The sequence below is a fragment of the Streptomyces sp. CA-278952 genome (assembly GCF_028747205.1).
Classification (GTDB): domain Bacteria; phylum Actinomycetota; class Actinomycetes; order Streptomycetales; family Streptomycetaceae; genus Streptomyces.
The window spans coordinates 3,962,397-3,977,427 of record NZ_CP112880.1; the positions used below are offsets into that span (position 1 = coordinate 3,962,397).

The 15,031-nt window shown below is 69.7% G+C and carries 15 protein-coding genes; 8 read left to right on the forward strand and 7 right to left on the reverse strand.

The features are described from left to right. Positions 1 to 361: 361 nt before the first annotated feature. From N7925_RS17735 to N7925_RS17745, 3 genes are all read left to right on the forward strand, one after another. Complete coding sequence (locus N7925_RS17735; protein WP_006126041.1) at positions 362 to 1,474, forward strand: LacI family DNA-binding transcriptional regulator; 1,113 nt, start codon at positions 362 to 364, stop codon at positions 1,472 to 1,474. A 159-nt stretch (positions 1,475 to 1,633) separates the two neighbouring features. Beyond that, positions 1,634 to 2,821 (forward strand): metallophosphoesterase, encoded by a 1,188-nt coding sequence (locus N7925_RS17740; RefSeq protein ID WP_443032348.1) that lies wholly within the window; start codon positions 1,634 to 1,636, stop codon positions 2,819 to 2,821. A 203-nt stretch (positions 2,822 to 3,024) separates the two neighbouring features. Further along, positions 3,025 to 3,855: a hypothetical protein gene (locus N7925_RS17745; protein ID WP_265600547.1), complete on the forward strand. Its 831-nt coding sequence runs from the start codon at positions 3,025 to 3,027 to the stop codon at positions 3,853 to 3,855. A gap of 80 nt (positions 3,856 to 3,935) precedes the next feature. Here N7925_RS17745 and N7925_RS17750 read toward each other — a convergent pair whose 3' ends face one another. Then, positions 3,936 to 4,289: a DUF805 domain-containing protein gene (locus N7925_RS17750; protein WP_274344431.1), complete on the reverse strand. Its 354-nt coding sequence runs from the start codon at positions 4,287 to 4,289 to the stop codon at positions 3,936 to 3,938. Between the two features lie 300 nt (positions 4,290 to 4,589). After that, positions 4,590 to 6,410 carry a phosphomethylpyrimidine synthase ThiC gene (gene thiC / locus N7925_RS17755; protein WP_274344432.1) on the reverse strand — a complete coding sequence of 607 codons (1,821 nt, stop codon included), beginning with the start codon at positions 6,408 to 6,410 and terminating at the stop codon, positions 4,590 to 4,592. A 196-nt stretch (positions 6,411 to 6,606) separates the two neighbouring features. Here thiC and N7925_RS17760 point away from each other — a divergent pair, with 196 nt between their 5' ends. Then, positions 6,607 to 7,953: a YibE/F family protein gene (locus N7925_RS17760; RefSeq protein ID WP_274344433.1), complete on the forward strand. Its 1,347-nt coding sequence runs from the start codon at positions 6,607 to 6,609 to the stop codon at positions 7,951 to 7,953. A 23-nt stretch (positions 7,954 to 7,976) separates the two neighbouring features. Here N7925_RS17760 and N7925_RS17765 read toward each other — a convergent pair whose 3' ends face one another. The 4 genes from N7925_RS17765 to N7925_RS17780 form a co-directional block, all read right to left on the reverse strand. Beyond that, entirely contained in the window at positions 7,977 to 8,414 is a 438-nt protein-coding gene (locus N7925_RS17765; RefSeq protein ID WP_265600551.1) for an SsgA family sporulation/cell division regulator, read from the reverse strand. Between the two features lie 101 nt (positions 8,415 to 8,515). After that, positions 8,516 to 9,292, reverse strand: a complete 777-nt coding sequence (locus N7925_RS17770) for an IclR family transcriptional regulator (protein ID WP_322784792.1) — start codon at positions 9,290 to 9,292, stop codon at positions 8,516 to 8,518. Positions 9,293 to 9,672: 380 nt separating this feature from the next. Next, complete coding sequence (locus tag N7925_RS17775; RefSeq protein WP_265600552.1) at positions 9,673 to 9,885, reverse strand: DUF5326 family protein; 213 nt, start codon at positions 9,883 to 9,885, stop codon at positions 9,673 to 9,675. Between the two features lie 169 nt (positions 9,886 to 10,054). Then, entirely contained in the window at positions 10,055 to 10,372 is a 318-nt protein-coding gene (locus N7925_RS17780) for a cupin domain-containing protein (RefSeq protein WP_015577932.1), read from the reverse strand. Between the two features lie 87 nt (positions 10,373 to 10,459). Between N7925_RS17780 and N7925_RS17785 the strand changes: the two genes are divergently transcribed. The 4 genes from N7925_RS17785 (at position 10,460) to N7925_RS17800 (ending at position 13,743) form a co-directional block, all read left to right on the forward strand. Beyond that, a complete protein-coding gene (locus tag N7925_RS17785; protein ID WP_265600553.1) occupies positions 10,460 to 10,837 on the forward strand; it encodes a phage holin family protein in 378 nt (125 codons plus the stop codon). 106 nt (positions 10,838 to 10,943) lie between these two features. Then, positions 10,944 to 12,068, forward strand: a complete 1,125-nt coding sequence (locus N7925_RS17790) for a cystathionine gamma-lyase (RefSeq protein ID WP_274344434.1) — start codon at positions 10,944 to 10,946, stop codon at positions 12,066 to 12,068. Positions 12,069 to 12,112: 44 nt separating this feature from the next. Then, positions 12,113 to 12,592, forward strand: a complete 480-nt coding sequence (locus tag N7925_RS17795; RefSeq protein ID WP_056702163.1) for an NUDIX domain-containing protein — start codon at positions 12,113 to 12,115, stop codon at positions 12,590 to 12,592. A 245-nt stretch (positions 12,593 to 12,837) separates the two neighbouring features. Beyond that, positions 12,838 to 13,743 (forward strand): GNAT family N-acetyltransferase, encoded by a 906-nt coding sequence (locus N7925_RS17800; RefSeq protein ID WP_274344435.1) that lies wholly within the window; start codon positions 12,838 to 12,840, stop codon positions 13,741 to 13,743. A 71-nt stretch (positions 13,744 to 13,814) separates the two neighbouring features. Here the strand turns inward: N7925_RS17800 and N7925_RS17805 are convergent, their stop codons facing one another. Then, entirely contained in the window at positions 13,815 to 15,026 is a 1,212-nt protein-coding gene (locus tag N7925_RS17805; protein ID WP_274344436.1) for an MFS transporter, read from the reverse strand. Between the last annotated feature and the right edge of the window lie 5 nt (positions 15,027 to 15,031).

Sequence of the window (15,031 nt, forward strand, 5' to 3'; positions counted from 1 at the left end):
TTAAGAGGATTGGGCCCCGCTGCGAATGGCCCGAGCGGGAAATCGACCGCAGTGCCCGGGAATGGGGCCTCGCGTGGGGCCGGTCCGGGCCCTCTCCCGGGGGGAGCGTTTCGCTTTTCGGCGCGCGCCGGTGGCTCGCGCCGTGGCGCGCGTCCCCCGAAGTGGTGAGTTGAGACCTCTTCGAGACATCGCACATACAGCAGGCTGCCGCCCTCCAGCACCTGAAACACCTATGCAAGAGCGGCCAACTCCCTTGCATTGCAAGGATTCTGATGGTTAGTGACCTTGCAGAAACGTGCCTGTCAACGTGCGCATATGCGACCGGACCGACCACCCCTCGGAGCCCTACTATCGGCTCGCCATGACAGCAGCAGGGAAGCACCAGGTGAGCCGGACGGAGACCCCCCGGCGCAGCGGCCGGCCAGGACGGGCGGGGATCCGTGATGTGGCCGCCGCGGCCGGAGTCTCGATCACGACCGTCTCCGACGCGCTCAACGGCAAGGGCAGGCTCCCGGACGCCACCCGCCGCCATGTCCGCGAGGTCGCCGAGCGCCTGGGCTACCGCCCGTCCGCCGCGGCCCGAACCCTCCGTACGGGCAAGTCGGGCCTGATCGGCCTGACCGTGACCACGTACGGGAATGAACCTTTCACCTTCACCGAATTCGCGTACTTCGCGGAGATGGCGAGAGCCGCGACCTCCGCGGCGCTCGCCCGCGGCTACGCCCTCGTCATCCTCCCCGCCACCTCCCGGCACGACGTCTGGTCGAACGTCGCGCTCGACGGGACCGTCGTCATCGACCCCTCCGACCAGGACCCGGTCGTCACCGAACTCGTCCGCCAGGGACTGCCCGTGGTCTCGGACGGCCGCCCGGCCGGGACGCTCCCCGTCACCGCCTGGGTCGACAACGACCACCGGGCCGCCGTGCTCGACCTCCTCGACCACCTCGCCGCCGCCGGAGCCCGCCGGATCGGCCTGCTGACCGGCAACACCACCGACACGTACACCCGGTTGTCCACCACCGCCTACCTCCACTGGTGCGAGCGGGTCGGCCAGGATCCCGTCTACGAGTCCTACCCGGCCCACGACCCCTGCGCGGGGGCGGTCGCCGCCGACCGGCTGCTCGCCCGCCCGGACCGCCCCGACGCGGTCTACGGGCTCTTCGACCCCAATGGGACCGATCTCCTCGCCGCGGCCCGCCGCTACGGGCTGCGGGTCCCCGAGGACCTGCTGCTGGTCTGCTGCAGCGAGTCCACCGTGTACGCGGCCACCGAGCCGCCCATCACGACGCTCTCGCTGAAGCCCCGCCGCATCGGCACGGCCGTCGTCCAGCTCCTCATCGACGCCATCGAAGGGGTCGAACACGACGGGCCCGTGGAGCAGGTCATACCGACGGAGCTCATCGTCCGGACCTCCTCGCAACGACGTCCGCCGCGCACCACGGTCAGCGCACCGCGCTCCCCCAGCGGGGACTGATCATCTCTTTTCGGACCAATCGGCCGGTGAACCGTGCGTGCGCCCGGATTCACCACCCCTGGTGCGTCACACAGATCGATCCGCATTCCTATGATGGGCGCACGACACCGCGGACCACCTCTACCAGGCAAGGCCCGTCAGGTGTACGGCGGCGCGACGGTGGTGGAGGGGTCGATGACTCAGGGGGCCGGTCAGGAACCCGTGGTGCGGACGGCGACGTTGCGTGACTTCCGGGTTCCGCCGTATGCGCAGACACCCGTGCCACCGCCAGCACAGGCGGCACCTCCTTCCCCGGTGCCACCGCGGGCGCCGGAACCGAACCCTCCGGCGCCCGGTGCCTCGGTGCCCCCGGCAGTGCCGCCGCGCGCTCCCGCCCCGCCCCGGCCGCCGCATCCCGGTAACGCCGTCGTGGGCGACGAGCAGCCGGAGGGCTACACCCCGACCGAGCGGGACCTCCCGGTCATCCGTCGCGGCGACACGGTCCAGGTGCAGACGGTTCCCGAGCCGCGCCTCGTGGCCGAGGAAAGCCGCGGCCCGCTCTTCGTCGTCGGCGACGTCCACGGCTACCTCGACGAGCTGATCGCCGCCCTCGGCGCGCAGGGCCTCATCGACGCCGACGGGAACTGGGCCGCGGGCAACGCCCGCCTGTGGTTCCTCGGCGACTTCACCGACCGCGGGCCCGACGGCATCGGGGTCATCGACCTCGTCATGCGACTCTCCGCCGAGGCGGCGGCGGCCGGCGGCTACTGCAAGGCCCTGATGGGCAACCACGAGCTGCTGCTGATCGGTGCCAAGCGGTTCGCCGACACCCCCGTCAACTCCGGGGCGGGCACCGCCACCTTCCAGGCCGCCTGGCTGCTCAACGGCGGCCAGAAGACCGACATGGAGCGCCTCCAGGACGTCCACCTCCAGTGGATGTCCCGGCTCGACGCGGTCGTCGAGGAGGACGGGCATCTGCTGATGCACTCCGACACGACGGCCTACCTCGACTACGGGTCCACCATCGAGGACGTCAATGACACGATCACGGCCATTCTCACGCGCAATGACGCCGACGAGTGCTGGGACCTCTTCCGCAAGCTCACCAAGCGGTTCGCCTTCCGGGACGAGGGCGGCGCCCAGGCGGTGCGCGAGCTGCTGACGACGTACGGCGGACAGCGCGTCGTCCATGGTCACAGCCCCATTCCGTACCTCCTGGGCGAGGTCGGCACGGAGGACGGCGAGGACAGCGCAGGGCCCGTGATCAACGGCCCGCACGTGTACGCGGACGATCTCGCCATCGCCATGGACGGCGGAGTGACCATGGCCGGAAAGCTGTTGGTGGTGCAACTCCCGCTGCATGACTGACCGTCGGCGGGGAAGGCGCTTCAGGTTCCGCCTGCGCCGACCTCGCCGATCGACGGGCCCGTCACCGGGCCCAATTCTGGAAACACCCTGTCACCCCGTGCCGTGAGCGCTCTACCATCGGCGTATCAGTGGCAGGCTCTCCTCCGTTTCCGCCCGATCGCCCGGTCCACGCGGGCAGCCGGGCACCGACGGAGCATCGGGGGATGCAGATGACAAGCGCTCCGCACCTGCTGGCCGAGGACGGACCCGAGTACGAGCGGATCCTGGGCGACGCACTGCGCCACGCTCATGAACGCCCGGACCTGGAGGGCGTCGGGGACCGGCTCAACACCGAACAGCTGCGCACCATGGCGCTCAGCGCCACGGCGCTGATCACCGCAGCCGCGGCCACCGAGTACGAGCACTACGTGAAGGCCCGCGGCGAACTGCGCCGCGCGGCGAGCGCGGAAGGGATCGACGGCGGCCCGGCCGCGGACGGGCCGCAGAGCACGGCGGCCGGTGCGGGCGCCGGCGTAGGCGCGGTCATCACGGTTCTGACCCCGCTGCTGGCCGGCTCCGCCGCCGTCATCTTCCTGCTCGTCGGCTATCTGCTGAAGGCGGTCAGCCCGTCGGTGACCTTCGGCGGCTCGATGGTCGCGGCCGGGTGGTTCTTCGCCGCGGTCGCCGCCGCGGCGATCCTGGTCGCGGCCGTCGGGCTGCTCGTCACCGCGCTCCGCAACGGCGCGACGTCGCTGGCCGCCGAGAACGAGGAGCAGGAGCTTCCGGAGGACGTCGCGCGGGCCAGGGAGGCGTGGCGCCACGCCCTGCTGGAGCGCGGCATCCTCCCGTTCCTCCGGGACGCCCTGGCCGACCCCACCGCGGGACCCGCCGCACGGACCCCGCACCGTTCGCCCAACCGCATCCCGAAGATCGGGTACAGCAGGCCGGACTTCTCCGGCCCGGACGACGGCCCGGCTGCCGGTCCCCGACCGACCTTCACCAGCCCCGATTTCACGAGCCCGGACTTCGGCGGTCCGGAGCACCGGCCGGACTGAGGTCCGGGTACGGCGAAGGCCGGGGCGGCTGTGTGCCGCGCCCGGCCTCACGGTGCTCCGGAACGTACCGGAGCTGCTGGTCAGACGGCCGGAGCCAGCTTCGGGTTGGCACCGTGCTGGTTCGTCTCCGGCTTGCCCTCCGAGGCGAGGAAGACGAGCAGGATGATGGCGCCGACCAGCGGGACGAACGAGATGAAGAACCACCAGCCCGAGCGGCCGGTGTCGTGCAGACGGCGCACCATGACCGCCAGCGACGGAACGAGGACCGCGGCGAGGTAGAGGTAGTACGGGATCTGCGTGTCGATCGCCAGGCCGAGCACCGTCAGCACCACGGCGATGATGAAGTTGAAGAGCGCGAACATCCAGTACTCCTTGCGGCGCGCGCGTCCGCTGAAGCCTGCGTAGTTCTTGAGTACGTCCAGGTACCAGTTCACTGTGATTCCCTCCCCGGCCCCCGTTCCGAGGGGGCGCCAATTTCAAGCCAAGCAAGCCGGAAAGTAAGCCACAGATAAGGAAGGGGTCAAGCACAGGTGAGCTGCGGACCAAACGTACATACAGCTGCCACACGACTGTGTCCATACTGTCGCTTAACAAGGCAGCCAACCATGTCAAACCAACGCGAAATGGCTGTAGTTACTCGTTAAGCCATACACCGCCCACAGGCTCCTGGCCGGATCGGGCCTCAGTCCTGCGGAGAAGCCGACCGCCGGGGACGGGCCGGCGGCCGGCCCGCATCAGTCGGCGATGGGCAGGTAGACCCGGTTGCCTGCGGCCGCGAACTCCTTCGACTTCTCGGCCATGCCCTCCTCGATCTCCTCCTGCGAACCGCCGTGCTGACGCCGGATGTCCTGGGAGATCTTCATCGAGCAGAACTTCGGCCCGCACATCGAGCAGAAGTGCGCCGTCTTCGCCGGTTCGGCGGGCAGCGTCTCGTCATGGAACTCCCGTGCCGTGTCCGGGTCGAGGGCCAGGTTGAACTGGTCCTCCCAGCGGAACTCGAACCGTGCGTCGGAGAGAGCGTCGTCCCACTCCTGCGCACCCGGGTGCCCCTTGGCCAGGTCGGCCGCGTGGGCGGCGATCTTGTAGGTGATGACGCCCGTCTTCACGTCATCCCGGTTCGGCAGCCCCAGGTGCTCCTTGGGCGTGACGTAGCAGAGCATCGCGGTGCCCCACCAGGCGATCATCGCGGCGCCGATGCCCGAGGTGATGTGGTCGTAGGCGGGCGCGACGTCCGTGGTCAGCGGGCCGAGCGTGTAGAACGGCGCCTCCTCGCAGATCTCCTGCTGGAGGTCGATGTTCTCCTTGATCTTGTGCATCGGGACATGCCCGGGGCCCTCGATCATGGTCTGGACGCCGAAGCGCTTGGCGATCGTGTTCAGCTCACCCAGCGTGCGCAGCTCGGCGAACTGCGCCTCGTCGTTGGCGTCAGCGATCGAACCGGGACGCAGTCCGTCACCCAAGGAGTAGGTGACGTCGTAGGTCGCGAGGATCTCGGAGAGCTCCTCGAAGTGCTCGTAGAGGAACGACTCCTTGTGATGGGCGAGACACCAGGCCGCCATGATCGAGCCGCCGCGCGAGACGATGCCGGTCTTACGACGGGCCGTCAGCGGGACGTACGGCAGGCGCACACCGGCGTGCACCGTCATGTAGTCCACGCCCTGCTCGGCCTGCTCGATGACGGTGTCCTTGTAGATCTCCCAGGTCAGCTCCTCTGCCCGGCCGTCGACCTTCTCCAGGGCCTGGTAGAGCGGGACGGTGCCGATCGGCACGGGGGAGTTGCGCAGCACCCATTCTCGGGTGGTGTGGATGTTGCGGCCGGTGGACAGGTCCATGACCGTGTCGGCGCCCCACTTCGTCGCCCAGGTCATCTTGTCCACCTCCTCCTCGATGGAGGAGGTGACGGCCGAGTTGCCGATGTTGGCGTTGACCTTCACCAGGAACCGCTTGCCGATGATCATCGGCTCGATCTCGGGGTGGTTGACGTTGGCGGGCAGCACCGCCCGGCCCTGCGCGATCTCCTCGCGGACGACCTCGGGCTCCACGTTCTCCCGAATCGCCACGTACTCCATCTCCGGGGTGATCTCCCCTCTCCTGGCGTACGCGAGCTGGGTGACGGGACGTCCGTCGCGGCTGCGGCGCGGCTGGCGCGGGCGGCCGGGGAAGACCGCGTCGAGGTTGCGCAGTCCGCCGCGCGGCGAGGTGTGCTTGAGCCCGTCGTCCTCGGGGCGGGCCGGCCGGCCCGCGTACTCCTCGGTGTCGCCGCGGGCGATGATCCAGTTCTCCCGCAAGGGCGCGAGCCCCCGGCGGACATCGGTGTCGATGGAGGGATCGGTGTACGGCCCGGACGTGTCGTACAGCGTCACGTCCTTGCCGTTGGTGAGGTGCACCTGTCGAACCGGCACCCGGAGGTCCGGGCGCGAGCCCTGGACGTACCCCTTGTGCCAGCCGATGGACTTCCCGGCCTCGTCGTTCCGCGTCCCGTCGCCCGGCGTCGTGCCGTCCGGCGTTCCGTCGTTCTGTTTCGAGGCAGGCGTGCGTGCGTCCGCTGTGGTCATGAGACCTACTCCCTACGCCGGCATTACCCGGTAACAGGTTCGGCGGTCGGCGCAGCGTGTCCCGTACGGATGTACGGCGATCAGCGCCCTCTCAGCCCGGTGCTCCGAGCTCCCGCGTGTGCAAAGGTGCCTCCACGCTAGCGTCCTTTCGGGCGAGCTGACCAGAGGGGCCGCCCGTTCTTGCGATGATCGCCAGGTGACCTCCCCCCAAAGCGACCCCGCACCCCAGCCGCCCCAGGGCCACAGCCACGGCCACACCCACAGCCACGGGCCGGCCGCTCCGGTCTCCCGGCACCTGCGCAAGGTGATTGCCGCGGTGCTGATCCCGTTCGCGACGGCGGTCGTCGTCGGCCTGATCGCGTTCTGGCCCGGCGGCGCGCCCGACCACGAGCGCACCGGCGTCGGATTCGACCGGCAGACCCAGGACGGCAAGGTCGTCCAGGTCGTGAAGGTCGACTGCGCGGACGTCAACGCCGCGCAGGTGCCCCCGACCGGCGACACCTCCACGCCCTCGGGCCGCGAGGCCGTCAACGAGCAGGAGGGGGAGTGCGCGAAGGCCACCATCGAGGTGACCAGCGGCGACGACAAGGGCCGAAAGTTCGTCGAGGTGGTCCAGCCGGACGCCCCCCGGCAGCTGAAGGAGGGTCAGGGCGTGGTCGTCGCGTACGCCCCCGACGCGCCGCGCGACCTCCAGTACTCGGTGACCGACGTGGACCGGAAGATCCCGATGGCGGTGCTGGCCGGGATCTTCGCGCTGGCGGTGGTCCTGGTGGGCAGGATGCGGGGGGTGATGGCGCTGGTGGCGCTGGCCGTGTCGTTCGGCGTGCTGACCCTATTCATCCTGCCGGCGATCCTCCAGGGCTCGAACCCACTGGTCGTGGCGGTGATCGGGGCCAGTGCGATCATGCTGGCGGCCCTCTATCTGTGCCACGGGGTCACGGCCCGCACGTCGGTCGCGGTCGTCGGCACGCTGATCTCGCTGCTGCTGATCGGGCTGCTGGGCTCCCTGTTCATCGGCTGGGCGAACCTGAGCGGAAATACCGACGACAACACCGGCCTCATCCACGGCCTCTACCCGGACATCGATATGAGCGGTCTGCTGCTGGCCGGCGTCATCATCGGTTCGCTCGGAGTGCTCGACGATGTGACGGTCACCCAGACCTCCGCCGTCTGGGAACTGCACCAGGCGGACCCGCGGATGGGTTGGAAGGGGCTGTACCGGGCAGGTATCCGGATCGGAAGGGACCACATCGCCTCGGTGGTCAACACCCTGGTGCTGGCGTACGCGGGCGCGGCGTTGCCACTGCTGCTGCTCTTCTCCATTGCCCAGAGCAGTGTGGGGACGGTGGCCAACAGCGAGCTGATCGCCGAGGAGATCGTCCGCACGCTGGTCGGGTCGATCGGCCTGGTCGCCTCGGTGCCGGTGACCACGGTGCTCGCGGCGCTGGTCGTCTCCGCGGACCGTCCGGGGTCCGGCGGCGCCCAGGCGGCTACGGCCGCACCCGCGCGGACGGGTCGGGGCCGTCGTCGTAAGACGGGGTGACGGGACATCGGGTGCGCGCCCGGTCAGCCCGCGTTCTGCTCCTCGGCGAGGATGCGGCCGAGCGCATCCTCCAGGTTCCCGTCGAAGTCACCCAGCGTGTGCTCCTGACCGAGCGGCACGAGCTTGTCCGTCCGGTCGAGAAACGCCACCAATGGCGCCGTCCCGGCCCGGAACAGCGCACGGTCCGCGCCGACCTGAAGCCGGATGTGCACATCGCCGAGGCCCTCGGGCTCGGTCGGTCCGATGTGCACATCGCCGTCGCCGCTCGGGCTGTTGAGCCCGTCCAGCAGCAACTCGCGGCCGAACGCCCAGGTCACAGGGGCATCGCCGGGAAGGTGGAACGTCATTCGGATGGCATACGGATCGCTGACCTCGTACCGGAGCTCCACCGGAATACGGAAAGAGAGCTCCTCGGAGACGAGGAAGCTCATCATGACCTCTGCTTGAACCGACTCGCGCATCGTTCAACCCCGCAGTAGATGAATCTGGCCAGGAATGATCCCCCATGGCCCTATTGACGCCATCGTGGTGCACGCGATAGCAGATCACAAGGAGTGATTTTTCAGATACTGATAGAGAACACGAGCGAACGCAAGAGGCTGGCGACTTCGCCACGTAGTTGTTCGACTGCGGGCAGCAACCGATCCTCTCGGTCGAGAGGTACGGAAATGGCCATCGCCGCAATGGTGGCACCGGCCGTGACGGGAATCGCGGCGCACACGGTCCCCAGTGCGTACTCCTGGCGTTCGATGACCGGTTCACCTCGTCGGAGGGTGCGCAGCCGTTCCAGAAGCGTGGCGCGATCTCGCACTGAGTAACGGGTGAGAGGGCGCACGGGGTGCCGGTCGAGGTGATCCTCGCGGGCTCGCTCGTCGAGTTGGGCGAGCAGACACTGGCCGATGGCGTGCGCGTGCGCGGTTTCCCGGAACGAGGCCCACTCCTCCACGGCCGGGGTTTCGGGGGCGTCCGCGACCGCGATGAGATCGATCTCGCCGTCGCAGTAGACGGCGCAGTACACCGGGGCTCCGATGGCGTCCCGCCAGCGGCCGAGGGAATCGGCGACGGAGGCGGGGCGCGGGCGGCTCCGGACCCCGGGGGCGGCGGTCAGGTTCTCGGCGGCCGCGCCGAACAAGAAGACACCGTTCTCGCGGCGGAGATAGCCCTCATGCGTCAGGGTCCGCAGCAAGTGGTACGCGGTCGGGAGCGGAAGCCCCGCCTCACGTGCCAGTTGCTTGGCGGGCGCCCCGTCCCGATGGGTGCCCACAGCCTCCAGCAGCCTCAATGCTCGCTGAACCGAACCGATCAACGTCGGCACAGCGGTGCTAGATGCCGTGGTCAAGGGCCACCCCCAGGCATGGTGACGGGCCGTCGGCCCTCCCGTGGGGGCCGCCCCCACGGGCCTGCCGCGATCCCGAGGACCGGAGATCCGGCCCGTGACCGGCGAGGACCGGTCCGGGCGCCGACGATGGAAGGCCAACGACCGGACTGTCGTACCCAGGACCGATCAGGCGATCGATATGGTGACGGAAGGTCACATTCCGGATGGCGGCAGTGTTTTGTCACTGTATCGGCCGCCTACGGCAGACGGGTGGTTTCCTCCGGGACTTAGCTCTGCTGGGCTAATCTCCCCCGCCGGCGCTGACCTCACCTCGTCCTACGGGCCCGGGACGGACGGGCCGGACGGACGGACCTGCCCCGTGCCGACCGGCGTTCCGTGTGCTACCAGTCACCGCGCGAGGACGACGACGACATGAACTTGCGGACGACGAAGATCAGCCCGCCGACCACGACGACGAAGACCAGCGCCTTGAAGAGCAGGCTGATCACGAAGCCGACGACGCTGGCGATCAGCCCGCCGAACACGAAGATCGCAATGACGGGCACCGCGATCCACTTCACCCACCAGGGCATTCCCGCGAATATCTCCCGCACGGCCATCGCCTCTACCTCGTCTCTCTGAGTCCTTGCCTCGATGCTAAAGGCGCCAAGGCCTCCCGCGGGGGCGGGCAGCCCTTGAAGACCCCTGATCGAGCCCCTAGGGATCCCCGGGACAGCCGCGTCGGGTCCCCGGACGGAAGCTCACCTTTCGGACGGGCGAGAATCAGCCCTCGGGCGGCGAGAAGACAACCATCACCCGCAGATCCTCGGTGATGTGGTGGAACTTGTGGGCCACGCCCGCGGGCACGTAGACGACGCTCCCCCTGCCGACCTGCGTCGTCTCCGTCCCCACCGTGATCGATGCCCGCCCGCTGACGACGAAGTAGACCTCGTCCTGCTGGTGCGGCTGCTGCGGATCGAGCGCTCCCGCGTCCAGGGCGTACAGGCCGACCGACATATTGCGTTCCCGCACGAACTGCAGGTAAGCGCCGTCGTTGGCGGCCCGCTCCGCCTCCAGCTCGTCCAGTCTGAATGCCTTCATGGCCCGTCCCGCCCCTTGTACTCACGCTGTCGCCTGTACCCGCGCTGCCGGTGTCCGCCACCGATCATGTCTGCCACGATCAGACACATGAAGAATTTCGTAGTCAAGACGATCGCCAACGCGGGTGCGCTGGCCGTTGCCATCTGGCTCATCGGCAACATCACGCTGGAGGGCGGCAGCACGGGCCGCAAGGCCCTCACCCTGATCCTGGTGGCGCTGCTCTTCGGCCTGGTGAACTTCCTGGTGAAGCCCGTGGTCCAGCTGCTGACGTTCCCGTTGTTCATCCTGACACTGGGGTTGATCACCCTGGTGGTCAACGCCCTGATGCTGATGCTGACCTCCTGGCTGGCCGGAGTGTTCGATCTCAGCTTCCACGTCGAGGGGTTCTGGACGGCGGTGCTCGGCGGACTGATCATCTCGGTCGTGTCCTGGGCGCTCAACGTCGTCCTGCCCGACGAGAAGTGATTCCGGTATTCGGTATTCCGGGCCTCCGGGGAAGGCCGCTCCGGGTGCCTCTGGAAGAGTGCGGGGGACGCCGGTGCACCACCGGGAGAGCAGCGAAGGAGCAGGCATGAGCACCATGGGCGACGGAACGCGCGCAGTACGCGCCGGGCTTCCCGAACCGGAGCAGTTCGGACCCACCCTCCCCGGCCCGGTCTTCGCCGCGCACTTCCACCTCTCGGGCGAACCGGTGGGTCCCTACACCTACGGCCGGGAGACCAACCCGACCTGGACCCACCTGGAGCGGGCCATCGGCGAGCTGGAGGCTCCCGGTGAGGAGGTGGGCACGACCGTGTTCGCCTCGGGCATGGCGGCGATCACCGCAGTACTGCTCTCCCAGGTCCGCTCGGGTGACGCCGTGGTCCTGCCCGACGACGGCTACCAGGCGCTGCCGCTCGTACGGGAGCAACTGGAGGCGTACGGGGTCGAGGTCCGGACCGCGCCGACCGGCGGCGACGCCCAGCTGGCCCTGCTGACCGGGGCGAAGCTGCTCTGGATCGAGAGCCCGTCCAACCCGGGCCTGGACGTCTGCGACATCCGGCGGCTGGTCGATGCCGCGCACGCGACGGGCGCGCTGGTCGCCGTCGACAACACTCTGGCCACCCCGATCGGCCAGCGCCCGCTGGAGCTGGGCGCCGACTTCTCTGTCGCCAGCGACACCAAGGGCATGACCGGGCACGGCGACATTTTGCTCGGCCATGTGACCTGCCGCGATCCCCGGCTGACGGCGGACGTGCGGCGCTGGCGCAAGGTCGTCGGGGCGATTCCGGGGCCGATGGAGGCCTGGCTGGCGCACCGCTCGCTGGCCACCCTCCACCTGCGCATCGACCGGCAGTGCACCACCGCCCTCGCTCTCGCCGAGGCGCTGACGAAGCGCGCGGAGGTCACCGGGCTGCGGTATCCGGGACTGCCCACCGACCCGTCACATGTCGTCGCGAGGCGCCAGATGCGACGCTTCGGATCCGTGGTGTCCTTCGAGCTGGCCGACCGGGAGACCGCTGAGCGCTTCCTGTCCGCGCTGCGCCTGGTCGACGACGCGACGAGCTTCGGCGGCGTCCGGTCCACCGCGGAGCGCCGGGGCCGCTGGGGTGGCGACGCCGTCGCGGAGGGCTTCATCCGCTTCTCGGTCGGCGCGGAGGACCCCGAGGACCTGCTCGCCGACGTCGAACAGGCGCTGAACACGGCGGTCCGGTAGGTCGGGGGAGTTTCAGACGGTCCTCCACGGGCCACTCTCTTGCCATGACCGAACGTCCTGTGGTCAAGCGCACCGCACGCGCCGTCCTGCTCGACGGCGACGATCTCATCCTGATCAAGCGCACGAAGCCGGGGGTCGATCCGTACTGGCTCACGCCCGGCGGCGGGGTCGAGCCGGAGGACGCCACCGTCGTGGAAGCGCTGCACCGCGAGGTCGACGAGGAGCTGGGCGCCAAGATCGTCGACGTGGTCCCGTGCTTCGTCGACACCGTGGAGCACATCGCGGACGGGGGCGTGACGGGGGTGAAGGTCCAGCACTTCTTCGTCTGCCGACTGGTGTCGATGGACGTCTCCCTGCGGCACGGCCCGGAGATCGACGAGCCCACCGGGGAGTACGAGATCGTCCGGGTGCCGTTCAGCCGGGTCGGGATCGCGGCCGTGCACCTCGTTCCGCTGTCCCTGCGGCACTACCTCGACGGCAACATCGAAGGCGTACGGGCGATGCACGCCCCCGACCTGGGCTGACACCCTCCGCGGCGGGGGCGCGCCGGGGCTCTGCCATGGCCCGTACTCCGCAGCGGGTACCCGTGGAAACTCCCGCCGCCGGACGCCCCGGGGAGCCCTGCTCGGCGTCGTGTTTCACGTGAAACCACTCAAGCGCCCGTACCTCAAGCCCTGGGGACTCACCCGGCACGGCAGGCGGCTGCGGATCTCGGCCAGTTCCGCGAAATCGGTGGACGCACGATCATCCCGTCAGACAGCCTGACCCCATGCACAGCCCATCACCCCTTCCCCTCGTCGAGCTGCCGATCCGGCGTCTGAACCGGGGAGACCTGGTCCCGTGCGCCGATCTCTGCGATGACCGCGGCTGGCCGCGCGACGAACACCGGTGGGGGCTGCTCCTCTCGGCCGGCACCGGATACGGGATCGACGCTCCGGACGGCAAGGGCCTGGCGGCGACCTGCCTGACCATGCCGTACGGATCCGACCTCACGGCGGTCGGCATGCTGCTCGTCGCCGACCGCTACGGACGCCGGGGGCTCGCCCGCCGACTCATGCGGCACGTGATGGAAGCCGTGGGGGACACCCCGCTCATCCTGTACGCCACCGAACAGGGACAGCCGCTCTACGAGGACCTCGGCTTCTCCCCGGTGGGCCGGGCCGCACGCGTCGGCGGCCATTTCGGGGCGGGCGGCTCCGACGTCTCCCCCTCCGGCTCTCCCTCCCCCTCGGCCTCTCGCCCGTCCGTGACCACCCGCCCGGCAGCGGCAGACGACCTGCGGGCGTTGGTCCGGCTCGACCTCCCCGTCTTCGGCGCCGACCGGACGCATCTTCTCGCCCGGCTGCCCGCCTTCTCCGACCGGCTCCAGGTCGCCGAGGAGCACGGCGAGCTGATCGGCTACGCGGCGCTCTGGCCGAGCGGGCAGACCGAGGTCGTCGGGCCGCTGATCGCCCGGGACACGGCCACCGCGCAGGCCCTGGTCACGGCCGTGGCCGCCACGACGGACCGGCCGCTGCGGATCGATGTCGAGGGCCGGCACAAGGAACTGCTCGGCTGGCTGGCGGAGAGCGGGCTGGAGCCCCTCTCCCGGACCACCGTGATGACGCACGGCATCCCGGACCTGCCCGGCGACGCAGCCCGCAGGTTCGCTCCGCTCACCCTCGCGACGGGCTGACGCGCAGCAGCCGCACCGCCCTCGTGGCGGTGCGGCTGCTGCGCGATGCGGGTCCCCGGGGAGCGGGCGACTCAGTGCCGGGCCGCTGTCGCGACGGCCGGCTCGGGACTGCTCTCGGCGACGATCCGGCTCTTGCCGGCCTCCCGGCGCTCCAGCAGGCTGGAGAACACGGCCAGGACCAGGGCCGACGCGGCGAGCGCGGCGCCGACCCAGTTGGGGGCGGTGTAGCCGAGGCCTGCCGCGATCACGAGACCGCCGAGCCAGGCGGAGAGGGCGTTGCCGAGGTTGAACGCCCCGATGTTGACCGCGGAGGCCAGCGTCGGCGCACCCGCCGCCTGGTCGAGGACCCGCTTCTGCAACGGAGGCACGGTCGCGAAGCCCAGGGCGCCGATCAGAACGATGGTGACCGCCGCGGCGATCTTGTGGTGAGCGGTCACGGTGAACAGGCCGAGCACCACGGCGAGCGAGCCGAGCGATACGTACAGCAGGGGCATCAGATGGCGGTCCGCGAACCTGCCGCCGATCAGGTTGCCCCCCACCATGCCGAGGCCGAAGAGAACGAGCAGCCAGGTGACGGACGAGGCCGAGTAGCCGGCGATCCCGGTCATCATCGGGGTGATGTAGGTGATCGCGGCGAAGACTCCGCCGAAGCCCAGGACCGTCATGGCCATGGCCAGCAGGACCTGGACATTGCGGAACGCGGCCAGCTCGTGGCGGATGCGCACGCCTTCCGGCCCGGGCTGGTCCGGTACGAGCTTCGCGACGCCGAGCAGCCCCACGACGCCCAGAACGGCGACGAGGAGGAACGTGGTCCGCCAGCCCGCGGTCTGTCCGATGAAGGTGCCCAGCGGAACGCCGACGACGTTCGCGACGGTGAGCCCGGTGAACATCATGGCGATGGCCCCGGCCTTCTTCTGCGGGGCGACCAGATCGGCCGCGACCACCGAGCCGATGCCGAAGAAGGCACCGTGCGCGAGGGAGGCGATCACCCGTCCGCCGAGCATGACTCCGAAGACGGGGGCGAGCGCGGACACCACGTTGCCCACGATGAAGAGCCCCATGAGGAGCATCAGCATGCGCTTGCGGGTGACACGCGTGCCGAGCAGCGTCATCAGCGGGGCGCCGAGGACCACGCCGAGCGCGTAGCCGGTCACCAGGAAGCCCGCGGTCGGGATCGAGACCTGGAAGTCACCGGCGACCTCGGGGAGCAACCCCATGATCACGAACTCGGTCGTTCCGATCCCGAATGCCCCGATGGCGAGGGCGAGGAGCGCGAGCGGCATGGGTT